Below are 18,365 nucleotides of genomic sequence, written 5' to 3'. Positions count from 1 at the left end.
ATCACCTTATTGTTTTTCTTTATTTACTGTCTTGTACCAGCGATTGTGATGCTGCTTTGCCCAGTTCTCATCGCACTTACCAGTGATCATGTTGCTTAAACCGCCTTCAGAAATGACGGTTGCCATGAATATATGAACAATGGCGAAAGCACCGATAGCCATAGCGGAGATAATATGAAGAGAAATAACAATCGGGGCATTTTCATGGGATGGCGCGACTTCTGGAAAAAAGAGCATAAGACCAGTAGAGGAGAGAACGACAAAGTTAATTGTAAATACCCAGAACCAGAGTTTCTCGCCGCCGTTAGCAAAGCCAGCTTCCGGGTGCTGTTTTGCTCCAAAATTAATGTAGCCACCCGCTTTTTTAAACCAGTCAATATCGTACTTTTTAAATAATTGTTTTTTCCACCACATAAGAATCATGGTGAAAGCACCAATCATAAATGGAAATACGGCAATTTCATGTAGTGTTGCTGATATCTTGACGGCCGTTGCCCAATTGCTACTACCTGGCTCGAAGATTACTTTTCCTGCACCGATTATTACTCCGGTTAATATCAAGATTAAACAAGGTATTGCACCTAGCCAATGTATAACAACACTTCGAGTTGACCAGCGTTGAATAAGCCTGCCACTAAAGCCGTTGTCTAGTTTGGACGTTCCGTTAACTAAGACAAAGAGTCCCATTAACAATGCGACACCCACGACACTGCCGACTAATAACCATGAAATGATAGATTGATTCGACAATATATCTAACCATATAGAAGATTGTTCCATGTTAAACCTTCACTCTTTCGTTTTATTTTGAAGTATTTGTTGTGATGTGTTTGAAAATATTGGCTTTTTAGTTTCATCTCTATTTCGAAAGCTTTTATCTGCGCCCTCTGATTTGAATGTATTGATACTGACAGCTTTCAACAGAGAATATCTAAATTACCAATGGTAACTTGTGTTTCGCTGTGATGTTACTACTGGTAAGTTGTGAAAAATGTGATTTTTCTAGTGTTTTTGTGATGAAATGCAATTGACTATGGCTAGTTGACTAATTTATTAGTTATTCTTTGATTAAAATCATATTGCGGGGTGGAGGTGGTAGGAGTGTGTTGAAATTTTAGTTTTCAAAATAGTTGCATGGTCGAATCAGCTGTAGAGTTGCTATGATGATGGCGGTTTATAGTAAGGCTATTTGCAGAGTGTCGCCTTTAAATGTTTTACTTAATAAGTATTTGATAAACCGCTTCATTTAAGTATGTCAATGCAACGTCTTTAGGGACTTGACCTGAAATCGCAGCATCACCTACCGATTCAATGAGCCCATAAACAGAGATTAGTTTTAAGCGATTTCGATGGTTTTCATCCGAAAGCGGTAGCTGAAAGATATCGGAATATGCTTTCACAAAGAAATCTTGAATATTTTTGGTTAGTTCAGCATTGTTCGGATAACACTTCAGCGCCGCAACGGTAAGCCCGTATATTTCAGAGTTTACCTGCATGCATTCAAAATAGGATTCACAAAGAATGGAAACAGTATCGGTGACTGACTGACTGCTCGATTCCTTCGCTGTTTGTATCGATTCAATTAAGCGGTTGTCAATGTCTTGGTAGATTTGCTTTAGTAAGTTTTCTTTTGTCTCGAAGTGGTTGTAAGCAACTGGTTTTGTTACACCAGCTTGTTCAGCCACTGTGGCTAACGTTAATGCTTCTGCGCCACGATCTTTAATAATCGAAACGGCTATTGATAAGAGCTGCTCTCTCCTTGCTGCTTTATCCATACGCTTTGACATGCTTTCCCCTAAAATATTTGATGATAGTGAGGTAAGCTCAGTTAACTTACTGATAATAATTATACTTTTCGATATCGGTGCTGACAAGAGTATCTTTGCTTTATGTCGGAATGGAGAGCACAGGCCAGTTACGATGATAATCAACTCTCGGAGTTTATCGTCAAAAGATTGAACGCTTTAGCCTTGGTTTTCTGCACATCCTTACATCACAACTTCTTGCTCTCATGAATGAATTTAATCGATTGCCTTAGCGTATATCGGGTTTGGTAGTGCATGCTTTAGTGGTATGCCATAGAATGCGTACCACTTATGAGATGATGTAAATAGACACGATGAAATTGTTTCCATTAAAGGAAGAGGCTTGCTAGGAATGTCATTTTATCTAGAGTATTTTGGAAGTTCATTTGGAAAGACATACACGATAGCTCTCGTAGTTCTTAACCTTTGCTTTTTCATTTGGAATTGTAGAAAAATTTGGGGGGCATTTAGTGATGAGTTTAGCGTGGACGGGATAATCACTTGGTCTGAGTATGGATGGTTTGCAAATAATGGGAATTTTAGAAAAGAAGGTTCTATTACATATAGATATGTAGTTGATGGAAAGTCATATGATGGAGAATACTCTATACCCTATAAGATTAGAAGGTATGGAGATGGAGGAAAAAGTGTAGTTGAAAAATACCCTAAGGGATCATCGATTCGAGTCTATTACTCAATTAAGAACCCAGGTAATCATGAAACGGAGGAACTAACCTGTTTCCTTGATAAAGCCATTCATGAGCTATTCTTTGTTGTACCTTTCTGGATTGCTGTTTTTACTGCGCCTGCAATGTTCTTCTATTACCTTGCTACATTTAGTTATTAGTCTTGAAGCTGATGAATACAAATAATTTAAAACCCTCGATATTTGTATTGTGTCAACTTGTCTCAGGACGGGACAAAGCGAGGGGTACTCATAAACAGATATGACTTAAATTCGAATCAGGATCGATAATTATAGTTTCCTGAGAATGTAAGGAGAGGGGGAGTTCTCCTTACATATTTCTAATATTTATTAGATTGCCTGTGATCTAAGCAACCTCTCTGATTGCCGATGAGCAACGAGGTCTTTTAGTTAACCCAAATAGATCCTTGGGGTTGTCCAACTGAGGTATAAGCTCAATTTGCTCGCCAACGCCAAGTTGTACCGCTAAATCGTAGACATAGCGGAGGACGGAGAAGTCTTCCAAGGCAAAACCGACTGAGTCAAAAATTGTAATTTGCTCTTCAGTATCACGCCCTTGCTCTAAGCCTGCAATTACCTTCCAGATTGGATTGACCTTATGCTCTGCAGGTAGCTGCTGAATATCACCTTCAACCCGAGTTTGCGGCTCGTGTTCGACAAAAATCTTACCCGCTTTGAGCACATCGAAGTGGATCTCTGTCTTACCCGGGCAGTCACCGCCAATACCGTTGATGTGCATACCGGGTTCAATCATATCTGGGGTCAGTATGGTTGCGTATGCTTTGTCTGCAGTGACAGTCGTGACGATATCAGCACCTTCGACGCAGGCTTTTGCCGATGAGGCTTTGATCACCGTAAGTTCAGGGTAGTCTTTTAGGTGTTCAGCCACCTTGTCCATTGCCTGATGGTCGATATCGAAAATACGGAGCTCTTTGATCCCGATAATAGTGTGAAATGCGATTGCCTGAAACTCGCTTTGAGCGCCACAGCCAATCATTCCCATCGATGTAGCATGTGGTTTGGCAAGTGCCTGGGCAGCCATTACCGATGTAACTGATGTTCGTAAGGCCGTGGAGAGTGTCAGTTCTGAAAGCAAGCGCGGGTATCCCGTCGATACATCGGAAAGTGCACCAAAAGCCATAACCGTAGACATACCAACATTGGGATTCGAGGGATGTCCATTGACATATTTAAATCCGTAGTTGACTCCGTCTGCAACCGGCATGAGCTCAATCACACCAATATCACTATGGGCTGCAGTTCGAGACGACTTATCAAATTCTTCCCAGCGGCAAAAATCATCTTTCATATAGCCCAGAAGTTCAGTCATAAACTCTTCTGTACCGTGCTGATCGACCATTGAACCTAACGTATTCACATCAAGAAATAACGTCATCCCTAACTCCATAAAAAAACAACAGGTTATTGAATGAGGAAAATTTTACTGCTCAATTGAGCCAACAAAAAGACACACTTATGTACAAAACTCCTGATAAAATTGACATAATGAGAGGCTAAAGTGGCGATATGTCAATTAAGAGCTAATGGGAAGTGTGCTGATGAACAATATGGATGATACCGACAGGAAACTACTGTCTTTACTGAGAAAAAATGCGCGTATGCCCGTGGTTAGTCTTGCTAAAGAACTACGTGTATCACGAGCTACGGTTCAAAATCGGATCAGCAAACTTGAGAGGGAAAGCATTATTCTTGGTTATACGGTGAAGTTAAAAGAAAACGCCTATCAGAATGTTGTAAAGGTGATTATGAGTATTTCCGTGGTGGCAAAAGATGAAAACAAAGTGCTGGAACAGCTTCACCGTTTCCCTGAAATCTTATCTCTCCACCATACGAATGGCCATTGGGATCTAATCGCTGAGATACAAGCCGAAAATTTGACTTTATTAGGATCGCTACTAGGACGAATACGCTCAATTGAAGGGATCGTTCAGACAGAAGCCAATTTGCTACTGGATTCTATTTTTTAACTTTATGGTGTGGGATGGATTGTGCGAGCTTAGAATGATGGTTAAGTAACTAAATCGATATGTATAGTGTTGGTTTTTTTATGCTGAAAATCTGCAAAAATGTTAATTTGTTCGCTGCTCGATACTTACCTAATTATATGTAATTACAGACAGTTACTTATCTTGTTTGGAAAATTTATGATATATTCATTCATCTTGGTTATGCGATTGATGTAGTTAATGGGATGTCCTTGTTGCTAAACGATATTCCAATAGATCAGCATTTGTCTGAATCACACATCTACAGAATTCATGTTACGCTTGTTCATTGATTAATAGTCAACCAGAGGCTTAATAAAAGCACGTTGACATACTGGTTGAGTTCAACGTCACTCAAGATGCCTTGAATGATTGTAAAGTTATTATCTGAGTGCATAGCTAATCTTATTTTAAATACTCCATGGAGTAACAATGATTCGCTTTGCCGATTTTCGTATACGTCCCAAGCTGGTGGGACTGCTGGTTATCACGGGTGTTATCCCTATGGTGGTAGCGGTGTATTTCAGTAGTCGCCTCGCTGCTGATGCCCTGATTCAAAAATCGTTTGATGGTTTGACAACAATTCAGTCGATTAGAAAGGGAAATATTGAAGATTTTTTCAATGAGCGTTTGGCGGATATCAGTGTACTCGCTGATTCTGAACGCGTTACTGAATTAATACAGCGCTTAAACCAATATGAGAGAGGTGCTGATACTCTGCCTACAGGTTCGTTGAATGTTCAATCTCATGAATACACTCAGTTAACCGAAAGTTATACTCCCCACTTTGAAGACTATGTTGAAGCTTACGGCTACAGCGATCTCTATATTCTTGATGCCGATCACGGCCATGTTATGTTCTCCCTCTCTGATACCAACATTCTGGGAACTAATTTAACCAATGGAATATATCGCCGAAGTGGATTGGCAGACGCATGGCGAAAAGTAACAAGCTCCGGAAAAGTTGCTTTTATAGACTTTTTACCTTACGGGCCTCTCGCTGGTTCTGAAACCTCCTTTATCGCACAGCCACTTTCTGATCAGCACGGAAAAATGAGCGGGGTTTTGGTGCTGCAATTGTCTCCAGAGCTTATTACTCGCATCGTCGATTCTCGTATTGGGATGGGGCAGACTGGTGAATCCTACTTAATTGGTGTCAATAAGCAGGATGGCTCTTATGAGTTCCGTAGCAACATGGAAACCATGGGGAACGGACGTCATGTGGTTGGCTATTCGGTAGATCCACCTCTTGATTATTGGCACAAAGCGGTAGAGACCGGTGTCGGCGGCGGGTTTGATACCTACAAGGATAGCGCTGGTGTGTCAGTACTGGTGAGCTATAACAAGGTCAACGCGCCGGGCGTTGATTGGTACCTTATTTCCAAAATGAATGAAAACGAGGTGATTCAGCCAACTCAGAGAATTTATCAGATCATGGTTGTTATTGGTGGTTTGTTGGTAGCATTGATTGCCCTTGCCGCTGTGTTCCTTTCTCGGGCTATCACACAGCCATTAATAGAGGGGATGCGTTTTGCACAAGCAATCGCGAAAGGTGAATTAACGACAAGCCTTACGCTGCCTCAGAAAGATGAGTTGGGGGATTTGGCCAAGGCCTTGAATAACATGGCGAATAATCTTCAAGAGCAGCATTGGCTTAAATCAGGAAAAGAGGCGCTTGATGACCAATTGCGTGGCGATTTGGAAACGGCTGATCTCGCAACCCGGTTCATTACCTTTTTTAGCAAACATATGGGCGCACAGTTGGGTGCTTTATATTTGTTGAATGAAGATGTTCTTGAGTTGCAGGCAAGCTATGCGTTTACTGACCGCCGGGGTAACTTCAACCGTATCAATTTGGGTGAGGGTATGGTCGGTCAGGCTGCCTTTGAAAATGAAATTATCACGTTTTCCAATATTGCAGATAATGTTCCTGCTATCAATTACGGTGCCGGGGAAGTGGCTCCGCAGCACTTCATGGCGATCCCTGTCACCATTGATAATAAGTTAATTGGGGCAGTTTTGCTTGGAACGTCAGAGCAATTTACCAAGCGGCACAAAGACTTTGTCGAACAGGTGATCCTCAACACCGGCATTATGTTCAATGCTGCTAACAACCGTCAGGTGATCCGCGAGCTATTAGAAAAAGCCCAGCGCCAGCAAGAAGAATTGCGGGTGGCCAATGAAGAACTGGAAGAGCAAACTTTTGCACTTAAGAAATCCGAAGAGGTGTTGCAAACCCAGCAGGAAGAGCTGCGAGTGAGTAACGAGGAGCTTGAAGAGCAGGCAAAAGTACTCAAAGAGTCTGAAGCGGAATTGCAGGCGCAGCAGGAAGAATTGCGAGTTACCAACGAAGAATTAGAAGAACGCACCAAGGCGCTAGAAGAGCAAAAAGGAGAAATGTCCTCCAAAAATGAAAAGTTAGTACAGGCGCAAGAGGTAGTCAAAGAAAAAGCCCGTGAGCTTGAAGTGGCAAGTAAATATAAGTCTGAGTTTTTGGCTAATATGTCCCATGAGCTGAGGACACCACTAAATAGTATTCTTATTCTTTCTCAGCTGTTTGCTAATAATAAAGACGGTAACTTGACGGATAAGCAGGTCGAATCTGCCAATGCAATTAACTCCTCAGGTTCTGATCTTCTCTCACTAATTAATGAGATTTTAGATCTGTCTAAAATCGAAGCAGGTAAGGTTGACCTCTTTATTGAAGAGGTGGGCATCGATAGTCTGATCAAAGATCTTAATCGGATTTACAAAGATATAGCCAAAGAGAAAGGCGTCCCGTTTGAGTTGAATATTGCTCAAAATGTGGCGAAATCGTTGCGTACTGACTCGCAGCGGCTACAGCAAATCTTACGTAATCTCCTGACTAATGCCTTTAAGTTTACACATGAAGGGGCTGTGCAGTTGGCGATTTCCCGTCCGGAACCACAGATGTGTAAGTCGCTTAATGCTGATCCAGATTCTCTGATCCAGTTCTCCGTTATAGATGATGGAATAGGGATAGCGAAAGAGAAACAAATTGCAATTTTCCAAGCGTTTCAGCAGGCCGACGGCAGTACCAGCCGTAACTACGGAGGCACTGGTTTGGGGCTGTCGATCACTAAAGAGCTGACGCATTTGCTGGGTGGAACTATCAACCTAGAAAGCCAAGAGGGGAAAGGGAGTATATTCTCCATTGTGCTGCCACTTTCGCATGAAGGTAAAGTTACCCATTCTGATGAGGTGTTATCTGACCTAGAAGCCATCATCGATACCGCCCCAGAAACTCAGCGAGCACAGCTCCCTAAGCGTTTAGCGCCTGAAGAGATGCCTGAGCCACATGATCCGGTGTCGTTATCACCTGTTAATGGAGGGGGGATGTTGCAAATGCCTCCTGTGGAAAGTGAATTCGTTGACGATGACCGTAAAGAGATAACATCTGATGTAAAGAGCCTGCTAATCATTGAAGATGACTGTGCTTTTGCCAAGATCATGCGTGATTTTGGCAGGGAGCGAGGCTTCAAGTGCATTGTTGCAGAAGATGGAGAGTCGGGGCTGCATTTTGCTGACTACTACAAGCCCAGTGCCATTATTCTCGATATAGGGTTGCCCGGCATTGATGGCTGGACAGTGATGGAACGTCTCAAGGACAACTCCGATCTGCGTCATATTCCGGTGCATTTCATGTCTGCCAATGACAGTACGCTGGATGCGATGCGAATGGGGGCTATTGGCTATCTGACCAAGCCTGTCGACATAAGCAAGATGGAAAAGGCCTTCGGAAAAATTGAAGACATTATCTCAAAACCGGTAAGTCGTTTGCTCGTTGTCGAAGACGATGATGTACAGCGCGAAAGTATCAAGGAGTTGATAGGTGACGGAGATGTCAGTATTACCGCGGTAGGCTCAGGCAAGGAAGCATTGCTGGAGTTGGAAAACGGTATGTATGACTGCATGGTGTTGGATCTGGGGCTTGGCGATATGTCTGGGTTTGAGCTGCTTGAGTGTATTCGTAAGAGCGAAACAGCCGCCCGTGTGCCGATCATCATCTATACAGGCAGAGATTTGACCCGTGATGAAGAGAAAGAGCTGAATCGCTATGCGGAGAGTATCATCATCAAAGGAGTGAAATCGCCAGAACGCTTGCTCGATGAGTCTGCGCTATTTCTGCATAGGGTTGAAGCTAACCTGCCGGAAGAACAGCGGGATATGCTCAAGATGATCCATGACAAGGAAGCCGTTTTGAACGGTAAAACGATGCTGTTGGTGGATGACGATATGCGTAATGTCTTTGCTCTTTCCAGTGTACTGGAAGAGAAGGGTATGGAGGTGCTGATTGCCAGAAATGGACTCGAGTGTCTCGATAAGCTCAAGGAGGAGAGCAATATCGACGGTATCTTGATGGATATAATGATGCCTAAGATGGATGGTTATGAAGCGATGCGCGAAATTCGCAAACAACGAGAGTTTGCTAAGTTGCCGATTATTGCGTTAACGGCCAAGGCGATGAAAGGTGACCGCAGTAAATGTATCGAGGCTGGCGCAAGCGATTATCTTGCCAAACCGGTAGATACCGACAAGCTGCTTTCTATGTTAAGGGTTTGGTTGTACTAATGTCTAACACAATAACTATTTCAGACGAGCAGTTGGAGATTCAGCTGTTGCTAGAAGCTATATTTCGTAAATATGGTTATGATTTCAGGAATTATGCTTTTGCCCACACGAAGCGAAGGTTGGAAAATAGGCGAGCAAACGAGGGGCTGAGAAGTTTTTCTGAGATGCAGCACCGAGTGATCCGAGAGGAGCCGTTTTTTAATAAGGTATTGCTAGACTTGTCCATCAATGTGACCGAAATGTTTAGGGACCCTTGGTTTTATCAGAAAGTACGCGACACCGTAATTCCTCATCTAAAAACGTATCCTTTTATTAAGGTATGGCATGCCGGGTGTTCATCAGGGCAAGAAGTCTATTCAATGGGCATTCTGTTGGAAGAAGAGGGCGTGAAGGACAGAGTTCAGATCTACGCGACAGATTTCAATGAGCGGATCCTCGAAAAGGCGAAGTTGGGTATTTACCCTATGGATCTTGTTAGGGAGTACACGGTCAACTACCAGAAATCCGGTGGCGTTGGCTCCTTCTCAGACTACTATACTGCCGACTACGACAATGTGGCGATGAATAGTTCTCTTAAGGATAAGGTGTTGTTCTCGCCCCATAACCTGGTAACGGACGGTGTGTTCGGAGAGATGAATATCATTTTTTGTCGGAACGTATTGATTTACTTCAACAGAGAGTTGCAGAACCGAGTACTTCAGTTGTTTTGCGATAGCTTATGTGCTGGTGGCTTTCTTTGCCTGGGCTCGAAGGAGAGTCTCAGGTTTTCTGATGTCGCAGATAAGTTTGAAGTAGTCTCTGAGCGAGAGAAGATATACCGCAAAAAACGGACACTATAGGGAAAAGGCAAATGGGCATAAACAGGCAATATCGGGCAGTTGTCATTGGTGTTTCAGCCGGTGGTTTGTCTGCACTAGATAAAATATTACCTGTTCTTAAGGGCTCATTCTCACTCCCTGTCTTGGTTGTTCAACATGTTAGCCCAACCTCTGAAAATTATCTTCCTATCCATTTCAGTCATCGCTGTTTGTTGGAAGTAAAAGAAGCTGAGGATAAAGAGTTGATAGAGGGGGGGGTTATTTATTTTGCACCGCCCAACTATCATTTGCTGGTTGAGCTCAACAGATCAATCGCGCTATCTACGGAAGAGCGAGTGAATTTCTCTCGCCCATCCATAGATGTGCTATTTGAAACTGCAGCAGATGCCTATTTAAATGAGTTAGTAGGGGTCGTACTGACCGGAGCCAACTCAGACGGTGCTGCCGGAATGGCCAAAATTAAGCAGTTTGGCGGGTTGGCTGTCGTTCAGTCTCCTGAAACAGCGGAGGCTGAAGCAATGCCAAGAGCGGCAATTGATGCAGTAGACGTTGACTACATTCTGCCTTTAAAAGAGATAGGTTGCTTTTTAAACACACTTTGTAAAATTGAATGATTATGGCTATTCCAAAGATACTGATTGTTGATGATAGACCAGAAAACCTGCTAGCGCTTGAGGGGCTGCTTGATAAGTTCCATATCGAGCTGATTAAAGCCAACTCAGGCGAAGAAGCCTTGGCACATACCTTGGATCATGACTTTGCGTTGATTCTTCTCGATGTTCAGATGCCGGGAATGGATGGCTATGAAGTTGCCGAGTTGATGCGGGGGAATAGAAAAAATAAGCACATCCCGATTATCTTCGTGACTGCTGCTTCTAAAGCCTCTTCTCATATTTTTAAAGGATATGAATCAGGTGCGGTCGACTATTTGCTTAAGCCTCTTGTTCCCCTCGTCTTTCAAAGTAAAGTCGGTGTGTTTATCGAGTTGTTTGAGCAAAAAGAAGCCTTACGAGAAAAAACACAGGAATTTGACCGTAAGTTGGTTGAACTTGAAGAACTGCAACAGCAGTTGGAGGAAACTAACGAGCAGCTATTGATGCTGTCGACGACTGATGGTTTGACGGGGTTATTAAATCGACGGCGTTTTGATGAAGTATTTAGTGAAGAGTGGAAGCGGGGGATAAGATCCCAAAGTTCTCTTTCTTTGATCATATTAGATATTGATGACTTTAAAGCCTATAACGATACCTACGGACACCAGGTTGGCGATGATTGCCTCAGAGAAGTGACACGTACGCTATCTAACATACCATTACGTGAGATGGACAAGCTGGCTCGAATCGGTGGTGAAGAGTTTGCCATTATACTGCCCGAAACCGATACTGAGGGGGCGATGCAGGCAGCAAAGCGTGTTAGGACGAGTATCGATAGGCTGGCTATCCCTCACAGCTCTTCATCTTCACATCAGCACCTTACGATTAGCGTTGGTGTCTCTACCGTGATCCCTAAGGCAGATCTTTCTTCACGCAAGCTGATGGAGGCCGCGGACATGGCCTTATATGAAGCGAAGCATAGTGGCCGGAATTGCTGTTGCAGTATGGCGGTAACTAATATGGTTGTGAATTCGTAGTCAGCAAAAGCTCTAGTTATCAAGATTAGGGCTTTAGTTCTTAGCTTGAATTCTATATCTCCATTTGTCGTCCACTTTGCAGCTCGTCTTGCTTATAATTCATTAGTATTCTGATTTACAGGCTGCTAGTTTATTGTTTTATAATCAATTTTTTGTGGTTTTTGGTCGTTCGAAAATTTTGAACAACTAAAGCTATTTTTTACGCTATCTTCATTTTGTTGCTATCTCTATAGTTACTTCAACAGCAAAAGCAATGAACCTCGTAAGGATAGCAATATGTCTAATGTTCTCGTTCTTAAATCAAGTATTCTCGGTGATTACTCTCAATCTAATGGCTTAATTGATCATCTGGTGAGCTCGATAGCGGGCAGTGTCTCTTCAGTAACAGAACGCGATTTAGCTGCACAGCCGCTACCGGTACTGGATGGTGAAATTGCGGGTGGTTTGCGCGGTGGTGTTGATTTATCACAGCGCCAGAAAGAAACACTAGACCAATCTGATCAGCTTATTGAAGAGCTGAAAGCTCATGACACCATTGTGATTGCGGCGCCAATGTATAACTTTCATATTCCGACTCAGCTAAAAAACTGGATTGATTTGGTCGCTCGAGCTGGCGTTACCTTTAGTTATACCGAAACCGGCCCTGTTGGCCTCATCACAGGAAAAAAAGCGGTAGTCGTTACAACTCGTGGCGGTATGCACAAAGATGGTCCGACTGATGTGATGATCCCATATTTAAAAACGGTGCTTGGTTTTATCGGCATTACCGATGTCGAAGTGGTTTATAGCGAAGCGTTGGCGATGGGACCTGAAATGGCCGAAAAAGCAATTGCTGGAGCAAAAGCTGACTTGGAAGACCTTTCCTTTGATGAAGCAAAAATTGATCAGGTAAAAGTAACCCAGCCAGAACAAACACCCGTTTGGAAGAAGCTACTAAGTAAGCTGGGGCTGAGCTAAAGATATCAAGCTCAGATATTGATAGATATCGTATTTATAATCTGCAAGACAAGTGGTGCTGGATTCTATTACGGTATCGAACGATAACTAGGCTAACTACATGCCTAATTATATATACGTTCAACTTACGTTTAGCTAATACACGTTAATCTTAGTCACAAGTTATTATTTCTTCTATGCATTATGCACTTTATCGCTTCGCATATAGAAATTAATGATAGCTACAATAATATAATTATGGGGAAAATAAGATGAAAAAAACAAATATTGTACTGTCGTCTGTAATGATTGCATTCTCTTCAATGTCATTTGCTGATATTAGTGTTTCTGATACACAAAATGGCGCTTGGATAAAAGTTACAGACAATGGTCAGCCGTCTGCAAATGCTGTCGTTTCAATTGAGAATCAGCCTCAAGTTAGAAGCACATTCCAGACTGATGACAGTGGTCGTGTATTTATTCCGCTTTCTTTAAATAGCTCTAGATCCATTAAGTACAAAGCGGTAACTGAAGATGGTAATGAATTTAACCGCTATGCATTCCATGGTGTTCAGAAGCGTTAATAAAAGACGATCTCGTTGTTATCAAAATCGCCTTTTCACGGAAGAGAAGGCTAGTTACGGCATTGCGAAAAAATATCCATTCCCGCGTTATACACTTCTGTTTCTACATCCATGATGCCTAGCATTGAATGAAAGATGTTGTCTTGAGAATAACTGTTTTGTGTTGCGGCTTGTTTAAGGCAATTAGTGTTAATATTTTTACTTTGCTTAAAGCCGTCAGAGAACCATGTCATCATCGGCACCTTAGTTTGATGATCAGGGGCAAGGCTATATGGCGTGCCGTGTAAGTACAAACCATTTTCGCCCAAAGACTCACCGTGATCGGAGATATAAAACAGTGCAGTATTATACTTACTTTCAAGTTTCTTTAGCTTGGCGATAGTTTGACTAATCACGAAGTCGGTGTACAAAATGGTATTGTCGTAGGTATTGACGATTTCATCCTGGCTACAGTTTTCGATATCGCTACGTGGGCAGTCAGGAGTGAAGAAGCGTTTCTGTTTTGGGTAGCGCTGATAGTAGGTTGGTCCGTGGCTTCCTATCAGGTGCATCGTAAGCATACGGTTACCTTGCATAGCTTCTATATCATCGTCGATGTTTTCCAGTAGTGCCATGTCATAGCAAGTATTTCCGTTACAAAGGTCATTCTTTACGTTGCGCTGTATTTCCTGCAGTGGGATATGCTTGGCGACATCTTTGTCTCCGCCGTCATTTTCTTTCCAGAGCAATGAAATGCCAGCCCGTTGCATGATGTCTAGAAAGTTATCCTGACTATTGGCAACTTGCTTGTCATAGTTGCGTTTTGGCATTGCCGAATACATGCAAGGAACGGAGACGGCTGTGGCTGTTCCGCACGAGCTGACGTCTTGAAAGGAGATCATGTCAAGATCGCGGGTATATTGGTTGGTTGGACGGTTATAGCCGTTAAGTTCGTAGTTCTTCGCTCGTGCTGTTTCGCCCAGCACAAAAACGAACAGGGTTGGTTTGAATTGTGCTGCAGCCATAGCTCTATCACTTTGCTTTGCGTCCAAACCAATTTGTTGGTATTCGATTGGTTCAGAGAAGTAGGTATTATTGATGTACTTAACCGCACTGTATACATAGTGGGTTGGAATGATCATTTTCTTTAGGTAACTATTGTTACGTCCTACTGAGCTATAGTCTTTATAGAAGAAAAAGGCGATAACCGCGATAATAAACAGTGATGCGATCATCGAGAGTGTTTTCATTAACACTAACCGAACTGGCCCTTTGTCATTTTTGATCTCAATTTTCCAAATGGCTAGCGCGGGGAGAATGCCCATCAAGGTTGTCCAGAGCAGGGAATAGTCACTGAGATATGATGTTGCTTCACTTGTGTCTGTTTCAAAGATATTCTCGATCATACCGTAGTCAAAAATTACACCATAGTTGTACATAGCGTAACTGACCATACTCGATATAATAAGGAGCAGGGTAAAGAAAGGACGTGAGAAATAGGGCCAGCTGAATAAGCTAAAGATAAAGTTGAAGGCCGCAAAAAAGAACAGAGGGATCGACAATACGAATCCGATCTTCACGCTTTCCAGTTTACTTAAAATGGAATTGAGTTCCGATAATATAGGAAAGTTCACTACGAGTGAAAAATAAAGTGCCAATATTAACGGTAAACTAATAAAGGAAATTTCTTTAAAGTACAATAAACGTTTAATTTTATTCATATTAATATTCAAACAATCTTCATAAGGTTTAAAGTAAAATAACGGTCCAAATCAGTGCTGCGAGAGCGAGTGTGATGAATACTGCCGCTGAACCAATGTCTTTTGCTCGTCCGCTTAACTCATGCCATTCAGAGCCTGTTCGATCCACGACGGCTTCAATCGCTGAATTAATAAGCTCGACAATTACCACTAATACGAGGCTGCCAATAAGTGCTATTTGTTCATATTTATCAACTGGTAATGAGAAAGTAACCATTGAAAGCAAGATCAGTAAGATGACTTCTTGACGAAAGGCTGCTTCGTATTTCCATGCTGCTTGAAGGCCTTTCATCGAATAACCGCTAGCATGAATAATACGGGTTATCCCTGTTGTTCCTGGTTTCATATTAATCTCAGTGTTTGTTATGCAGTCCATGGCGAAAACATCTATTCGCTAACAAAATGATTCTATAAACTGCGATGTGAATAAAAAGTGAAAATAGTAATCTGATACCTAACAAATTCTGTGGGTATTAAATGTGATAATGAATAATCAATAAATATGCAGTGTGTAAGCAGATGTCTGCGGATATTAGAAATGTATGCGCATGTAATGAGTGAAATTATTTATGAACTTAAATAACTAATAAATGTCTATTGTTAATGCTGCTAATTTTCAGCCCAACCTTTTGCAATTCACATATTCATATTAAGAAAACCTCATGTGCAACTAAGTGTTTATTTATTATGAAAGTATTGAGGTTATTTAAATCTAATTCACGGAATTATTACTCCCATCACTGTTTGTAAGGTATCGCTCTCTATATATTCACAGGCCTGTTGTTGAATTGTAATTTATGGAGAAGCAGATGATGGAACAGCAACGCCAGCAAGCTCAGCTCGACTTTGTAAGAAGCGGGCAGAATATTGAAATCGGTACCATGCAAGGGTTGCCGTTCACTTTGGAACAGCTCAAAGCAACGACTTCAGAATCAGACTATGTGGTAGAAACGTTCAATTCCGGCTTAACTGCCGTCGTTTACCACCTTAAGTTTGGTGAGCAGCATTGGACCTTAAAACAAAAAAGAGCGGAGAGTCTAGTAAAAAACGTAGATGGCCAGACTTCTTTTTTAAATGAAGTTCAGCGCCGCCGGGATCTTACTCTTGCAAAGAAAAAAGCTCCTGAAAGCTTCAGGCATATCATTGATACTCAATTTGCTTCTTATACTGACGGGATCATCCTGTCCCCGTGGATTGAGGGAGAGCTTCTGACTAATTTGACAGGCGATGTTTTCCGTCAGATCTTCACAACCATCGTTAACCTCGAGCTTAATGGTTTGTTTGAATGGGACTTTTGCCCTGGTAATATCTTGCTTGACAGTCAAGGAGAGATAAAGCTATTTGATTTTGGTTACATGTACACGTTTGATCCTCTAGTGCACTTTAATAGCAACGGGCAAGCTACACCGCTTTTTCATGGTATAGAGCGTTTTGAAACTCGCTTTCTATTCGATTATCTATTGAAAAATCCAGTTAATCTACTTTCTGGTGCTTTGTTCGATTTATACCGTGTCGAGAAACAATGTGCCTTGGCGGCTTACCAGCACAAGCTGCAACAGCTTGTTGAGCTCGATGCCGATCAGACAGTGATCATCCGTCAGGAAACCATTAATCAGCGTTGGCAGCATGCTCTTGCGGATGATGAAGCTTTGCAGGAGCTCTATCTGATTGAAAGCTACCGTTCAAATGTTCTAGATCTATTGGATGACTTGCATGGTAAATCTTGTAGTCTATATACGCTCAAGAAGGCTGATTTGGTGTTGCAGTTGGTTGAAAACCATTTTGAACAGTTGAAGGCAAACAATGCTTTCTTCTTTGGTGACGAAGAACTAGAGAAGAGCGAGCTACTTGCTAAGTTTTCTCTTTTTCGCAAGGATGCAGAAAAGTATCAATTAGGCGCAGTGGAAGATTAAATGGGTTAGAAAGCGAGAAGGATAGGCAGAAGGCGTATTTCGATTTTATTTCTTAGCAACCATGGCCTGATTCTTTCCGTTGTGTTTGGCTTGGTAGAGAGCTTGATCTGCTCGCATCAGGAGTTGTGTGACAGAATCGCTCAGGCCCGTTAACGCAGCGACTCCCATACTGATAGTAAATCCGCATTGGCTGCTGTTGGTCGTGATTTTCAGTTTAGCTATATCTTTGCCTAGGCGCTGCGCAATATGCTCGGCTTGTTCAAGATTGGTGTCTGGTAGTAGCAGAACAAATTCTTCTCCGCCCCAGCGTCCGATGATGTCACTTTGGCGGATATTGTTGCGGCAGGTAGCGGCGAAGAGCTTCAGGACTTCGTCACCTATATGGTGTCCGTGTTGATCATTGATGGACTTGAAGTCATCGATGTCGATTAGCACACAACATAATGGCAATGAGTGGACTTGGTGGTTGCGAAACTGTCGTTCAAGCAGCTCGGACATAGTGCGGCGGTTGACTAGCTCGGTAAGGCCATCATAATTGGCTCTGTGCTCAAGCTGCTCGCGTAGCTGATGCTGCTTGGTAATGTCCATTGTTGTTACTTGTATCACACGCTCACCATTCCAAGTAACCGGCCGGGATAGCAGGCCTAACCAGACAGTAGTCCCGTCGATTCGGTAGCATTTTGCTTCTTTTTTTATTGAAGACTTCTGGCCGGACAATAGTAAGTGGTTGTCATTATGTGCTGATTCATGAAACGTGGGATCGAATAATGGCATGATTGAGTCAATGGCAATCAATTCCCGCTCATCATTAAAGCCGAGAGTCTGCGCGTAAGCTTGATTGCAAAACAATGGTTTGAAGTTACGGTGGACAAGGATCCCTTGTATTGAGCCGTCGACAAGCTCACGGTATCGTCTTTCGCTGGCTTGAAGCTTTTTTAACGTTTCGACATGGTTGCTTAGGTCCACGACTGTGGTCTGCATGGCTGGTTCACCTTGCCAATCAACCACATGATCTACGGTTAAAACAATAAATTCGTTTCCTTCGTTGTCGATATTTCGATAGGTATTAATACCGGGCTTATTATGTCCGGACATGATCGCATCGTAGGTTTGGATTGCACTGTTGCGCTGGTGGGGGGCGATGAGGTACAACAAGCTGTCGAGATCTAGCACCCCATCACCAGATTTATGACCGAAGAACTGTGCATAGTTATCATCGGCATATAAGGGTTTGAAGTTCCTGTGGATCACGACCCCATAGTGGGCGTTAATCAGAAATTTATTATTAAATGTGGGAATAATGTGTACTCACATATCTGCTCAGCTAGCGGATATTCTTTATCTAGCTATCTCTATAATATTTAGAATCCCATTCATTGAAATAAAGTTCAAGTCGATGGACCTAGTAAATCCAATAATTTGAAGACCGTCATGAGATTTTATTAAATGTCGCCTGTGGTTCTGGATGACAGTGTATGAGAATCAGTGGTTTTACTGTTTTGCATCACAATGTTAGTTGGTAATCCAAACTGGATAGTCACTTATATTAGTAATGTGAAATAAATATTATATCAGCTCAAGGTTTTTATTTTTTTGTATCTCTCCCATCTTTAATAAGAACCTGATTTAGATGGG

The 18,365-nt window shown here is 42.3% G+C and carries 15 protein-coding genes; 9 read left to right on the top strand and 6 right to left on the bottom strand.

Annotation, left to right across the window (positions count from 1 at the left end; translation table 11 throughout):
- Nucleotides 1–6: 6 nt before the first annotated feature.
- Both EDI28_RS06070 and EDI28_RS06065 read right to left on the bottom strand, forming a co-directional pair.
- Nucleotides 7–780: a formate dehydrogenase subunit gamma gene (locus tag EDI28_RS06070; protein WP_128782898.1), complete on the bottom strand. Its 774-nt coding sequence runs from the start codon at nt 778–780 to the stop codon at nt 7–9.
- Between the two features lie 434 nt (nt 781–1,214).
- On the bottom strand, nt 1,215–1,787 hold the full coding sequence (locus tag EDI28_RS06065) for a TetR/AcrR family transcriptional regulator (protein ID WP_128782897.1): 573 nt from the start codon (nt 1,785–1,787) through the stop codon (nt 1,215–1,217).
- Nucleotides 1,788–2,157: 370 nt separating this feature from the next.
- On the opposite strand from EDI28_RS06065, the gene EDI28_RS06060 reads away from it, so the two are divergent.
- Complete coding sequence (locus EDI28_RS06060; protein WP_128782896.1) at nt 2,158–2,652, top strand: DUF3592 domain-containing protein; 495 nt, start codon at nt 2,158–2,160, stop codon at nt 2,650–2,652.
- Between the two features lie 205 nt (nt 2,653–2,857).
- Here the strand turns inward: EDI28_RS06060 and ocd are convergent, their stop codons facing one another.
- A complete protein-coding gene (ocd, locus tag EDI28_RS06055; RefSeq protein WP_128782895.1) occupies nt 2,858–3,907 on the bottom strand; it encodes an ornithine cyclodeaminase in 1,050 nt (349 codons plus the stop codon).
- 163 nt (nt 3,908–4,070) lie between these two features.
- On the opposite strand from ocd, the gene EDI28_RS06050 reads away from it, so the two are divergent.
- The 7 genes from EDI28_RS06050 to EDI28_RS06020 all read left to right on the top strand — a co-directional run bounded on the left by EDI28_RS06050 (nt 4,071) and on the right by EDI28_RS06020 (nt 13,078).
- A complete protein-coding gene (locus tag EDI28_RS06050) occupies nt 4,071–4,499 on the top strand; it encodes an Lrp/AsnC family transcriptional regulator (protein ID WP_199287368.1) in 429 nt (142 codons plus the stop codon).
- Nucleotides 4,500–4,949: 450 nt separating this feature from the next.
- Nucleotides 4,950–9,110 carry a response regulator gene (locus tag EDI28_RS06045; protein ID WP_128782894.1) on the top strand — a complete coding sequence of 1,387 codons (4,161 nt, stop codon included), beginning with the start codon at nt 4,950–4,952 and terminating at the stop codon, nt 9,108–9,110.
- Nucleotides 9,110–9,949, top strand: coding sequence for a CheR family methyltransferase (locus EDI28_RS06040; protein WP_128782893.1), 840 nt, complete (start codon nt 9,110–9,112; stop codon nt 9,947–9,949). The genes EDI28_RS06045 and EDI28_RS06040 overlap by 1 nt, the downstream gene beginning before the upstream one ends.
- Before the next feature lie 11 nt (nt 9,950–9,960).
- On the top strand, nt 9,961–10,542 hold the full coding sequence (locus EDI28_RS06035; RefSeq protein ID WP_128782892.1) for a chemotaxis protein CheB: 582 nt from the start codon (nt 9,961–9,963) through the stop codon (nt 10,540–10,542).
- Between the two features lie 2 nt (nt 10,543–10,544).
- Nucleotides 10,545–11,558 carry a diguanylate cyclase domain-containing protein gene (locus EDI28_RS06030; RefSeq protein WP_128782891.1) on the top strand — a complete coding sequence of 338 codons (1,014 nt, stop codon included), beginning with the start codon at nt 10,545–10,547 and terminating at the stop codon, nt 11,556–11,558.
- Between the two features lie 276 nt (nt 11,559–11,834).
- Complete coding sequence (locus EDI28_RS06025) at nt 11,835–12,515, top strand: FMN-dependent NADH-azoreductase (RefSeq protein WP_128782890.1); 681 nt, start codon at nt 11,835–11,837, stop codon at nt 12,513–12,515.
- A gap of 251 nt (nt 12,516–12,766) precedes the next feature.
- Entirely contained in the window at nt 12,767–13,078 is a 312-nt protein-coding gene (locus tag EDI28_RS06020) for a copper chaperone PCu(A)C (RefSeq protein ID WP_128782889.1), read from the top strand.
- Nucleotides 13,079–13,128: 50 nt separating this feature from the next.
- Here EDI28_RS06020 and EDI28_RS06015 read toward each other — a convergent pair whose 3' ends face one another.
- Both EDI28_RS06015 and EDI28_RS06010 read right to left on the bottom strand, forming a co-directional pair.
- Nucleotides 13,129–14,778 (bottom strand): phosphoethanolamine transferase, encoded by a 1,650-nt coding sequence (locus tag EDI28_RS06015; RefSeq protein WP_128782888.1) that lies wholly within the window; start codon nt 14,776–14,778, stop codon nt 13,129–13,131.
- A 28-nt stretch (nt 14,779–14,806) separates the two neighbouring features.
- Nucleotides 14,807–15,163, bottom strand: a complete 357-nt coding sequence (locus EDI28_RS06010; protein WP_128782887.1) for a diacylglycerol kinase — start codon at nt 15,161–15,163, stop codon at nt 14,807–14,809.
- 463 nt (nt 15,164–15,626) lie between these two features.
- Here EDI28_RS06010 and EDI28_RS06005 point away from each other — a divergent pair, with 463 nt between their 5' ends.
- Nucleotides 15,627–16,730, top strand: a complete 1,104-nt coding sequence (locus tag EDI28_RS06005) for a protein kinase family protein (RefSeq protein ID WP_233353281.1) — start codon at nt 15,627–15,629, stop codon at nt 16,728–16,730.
- Nucleotides 16,731–16,775: 45 nt separating this feature from the next.
- Here the strand turns inward: EDI28_RS06005 and EDI28_RS06000 are convergent, their stop codons facing one another.
- The gene (locus tag EDI28_RS06000) at nt 16,776–17,981 is read right to left on the bottom strand and encodes a sensor domain-containing diguanylate cyclase (RefSeq protein WP_128782885.1); all 1,206 of its coding nucleotides are present in this window, start codon (nt 17,979–17,981) and stop codon (nt 16,776–16,778) included.
- Nucleotides 17,982–18,365: the final 384 nt, after the last annotated feature.

Source organism: Photobacterium chitinilyticum, assembly GCF_004104355.1.
Classification (GTDB): domain Bacteria; phylum Pseudomonadota; class Gammaproteobacteria; order Enterobacterales; family Vibrionaceae; genus Photobacterium; species Photobacterium chitinilyticum.
The sequence above is the reverse complement of the archived record's forward strand: the minus strand, read 5'-3'. Positions and strand labels throughout refer to the sequence as shown.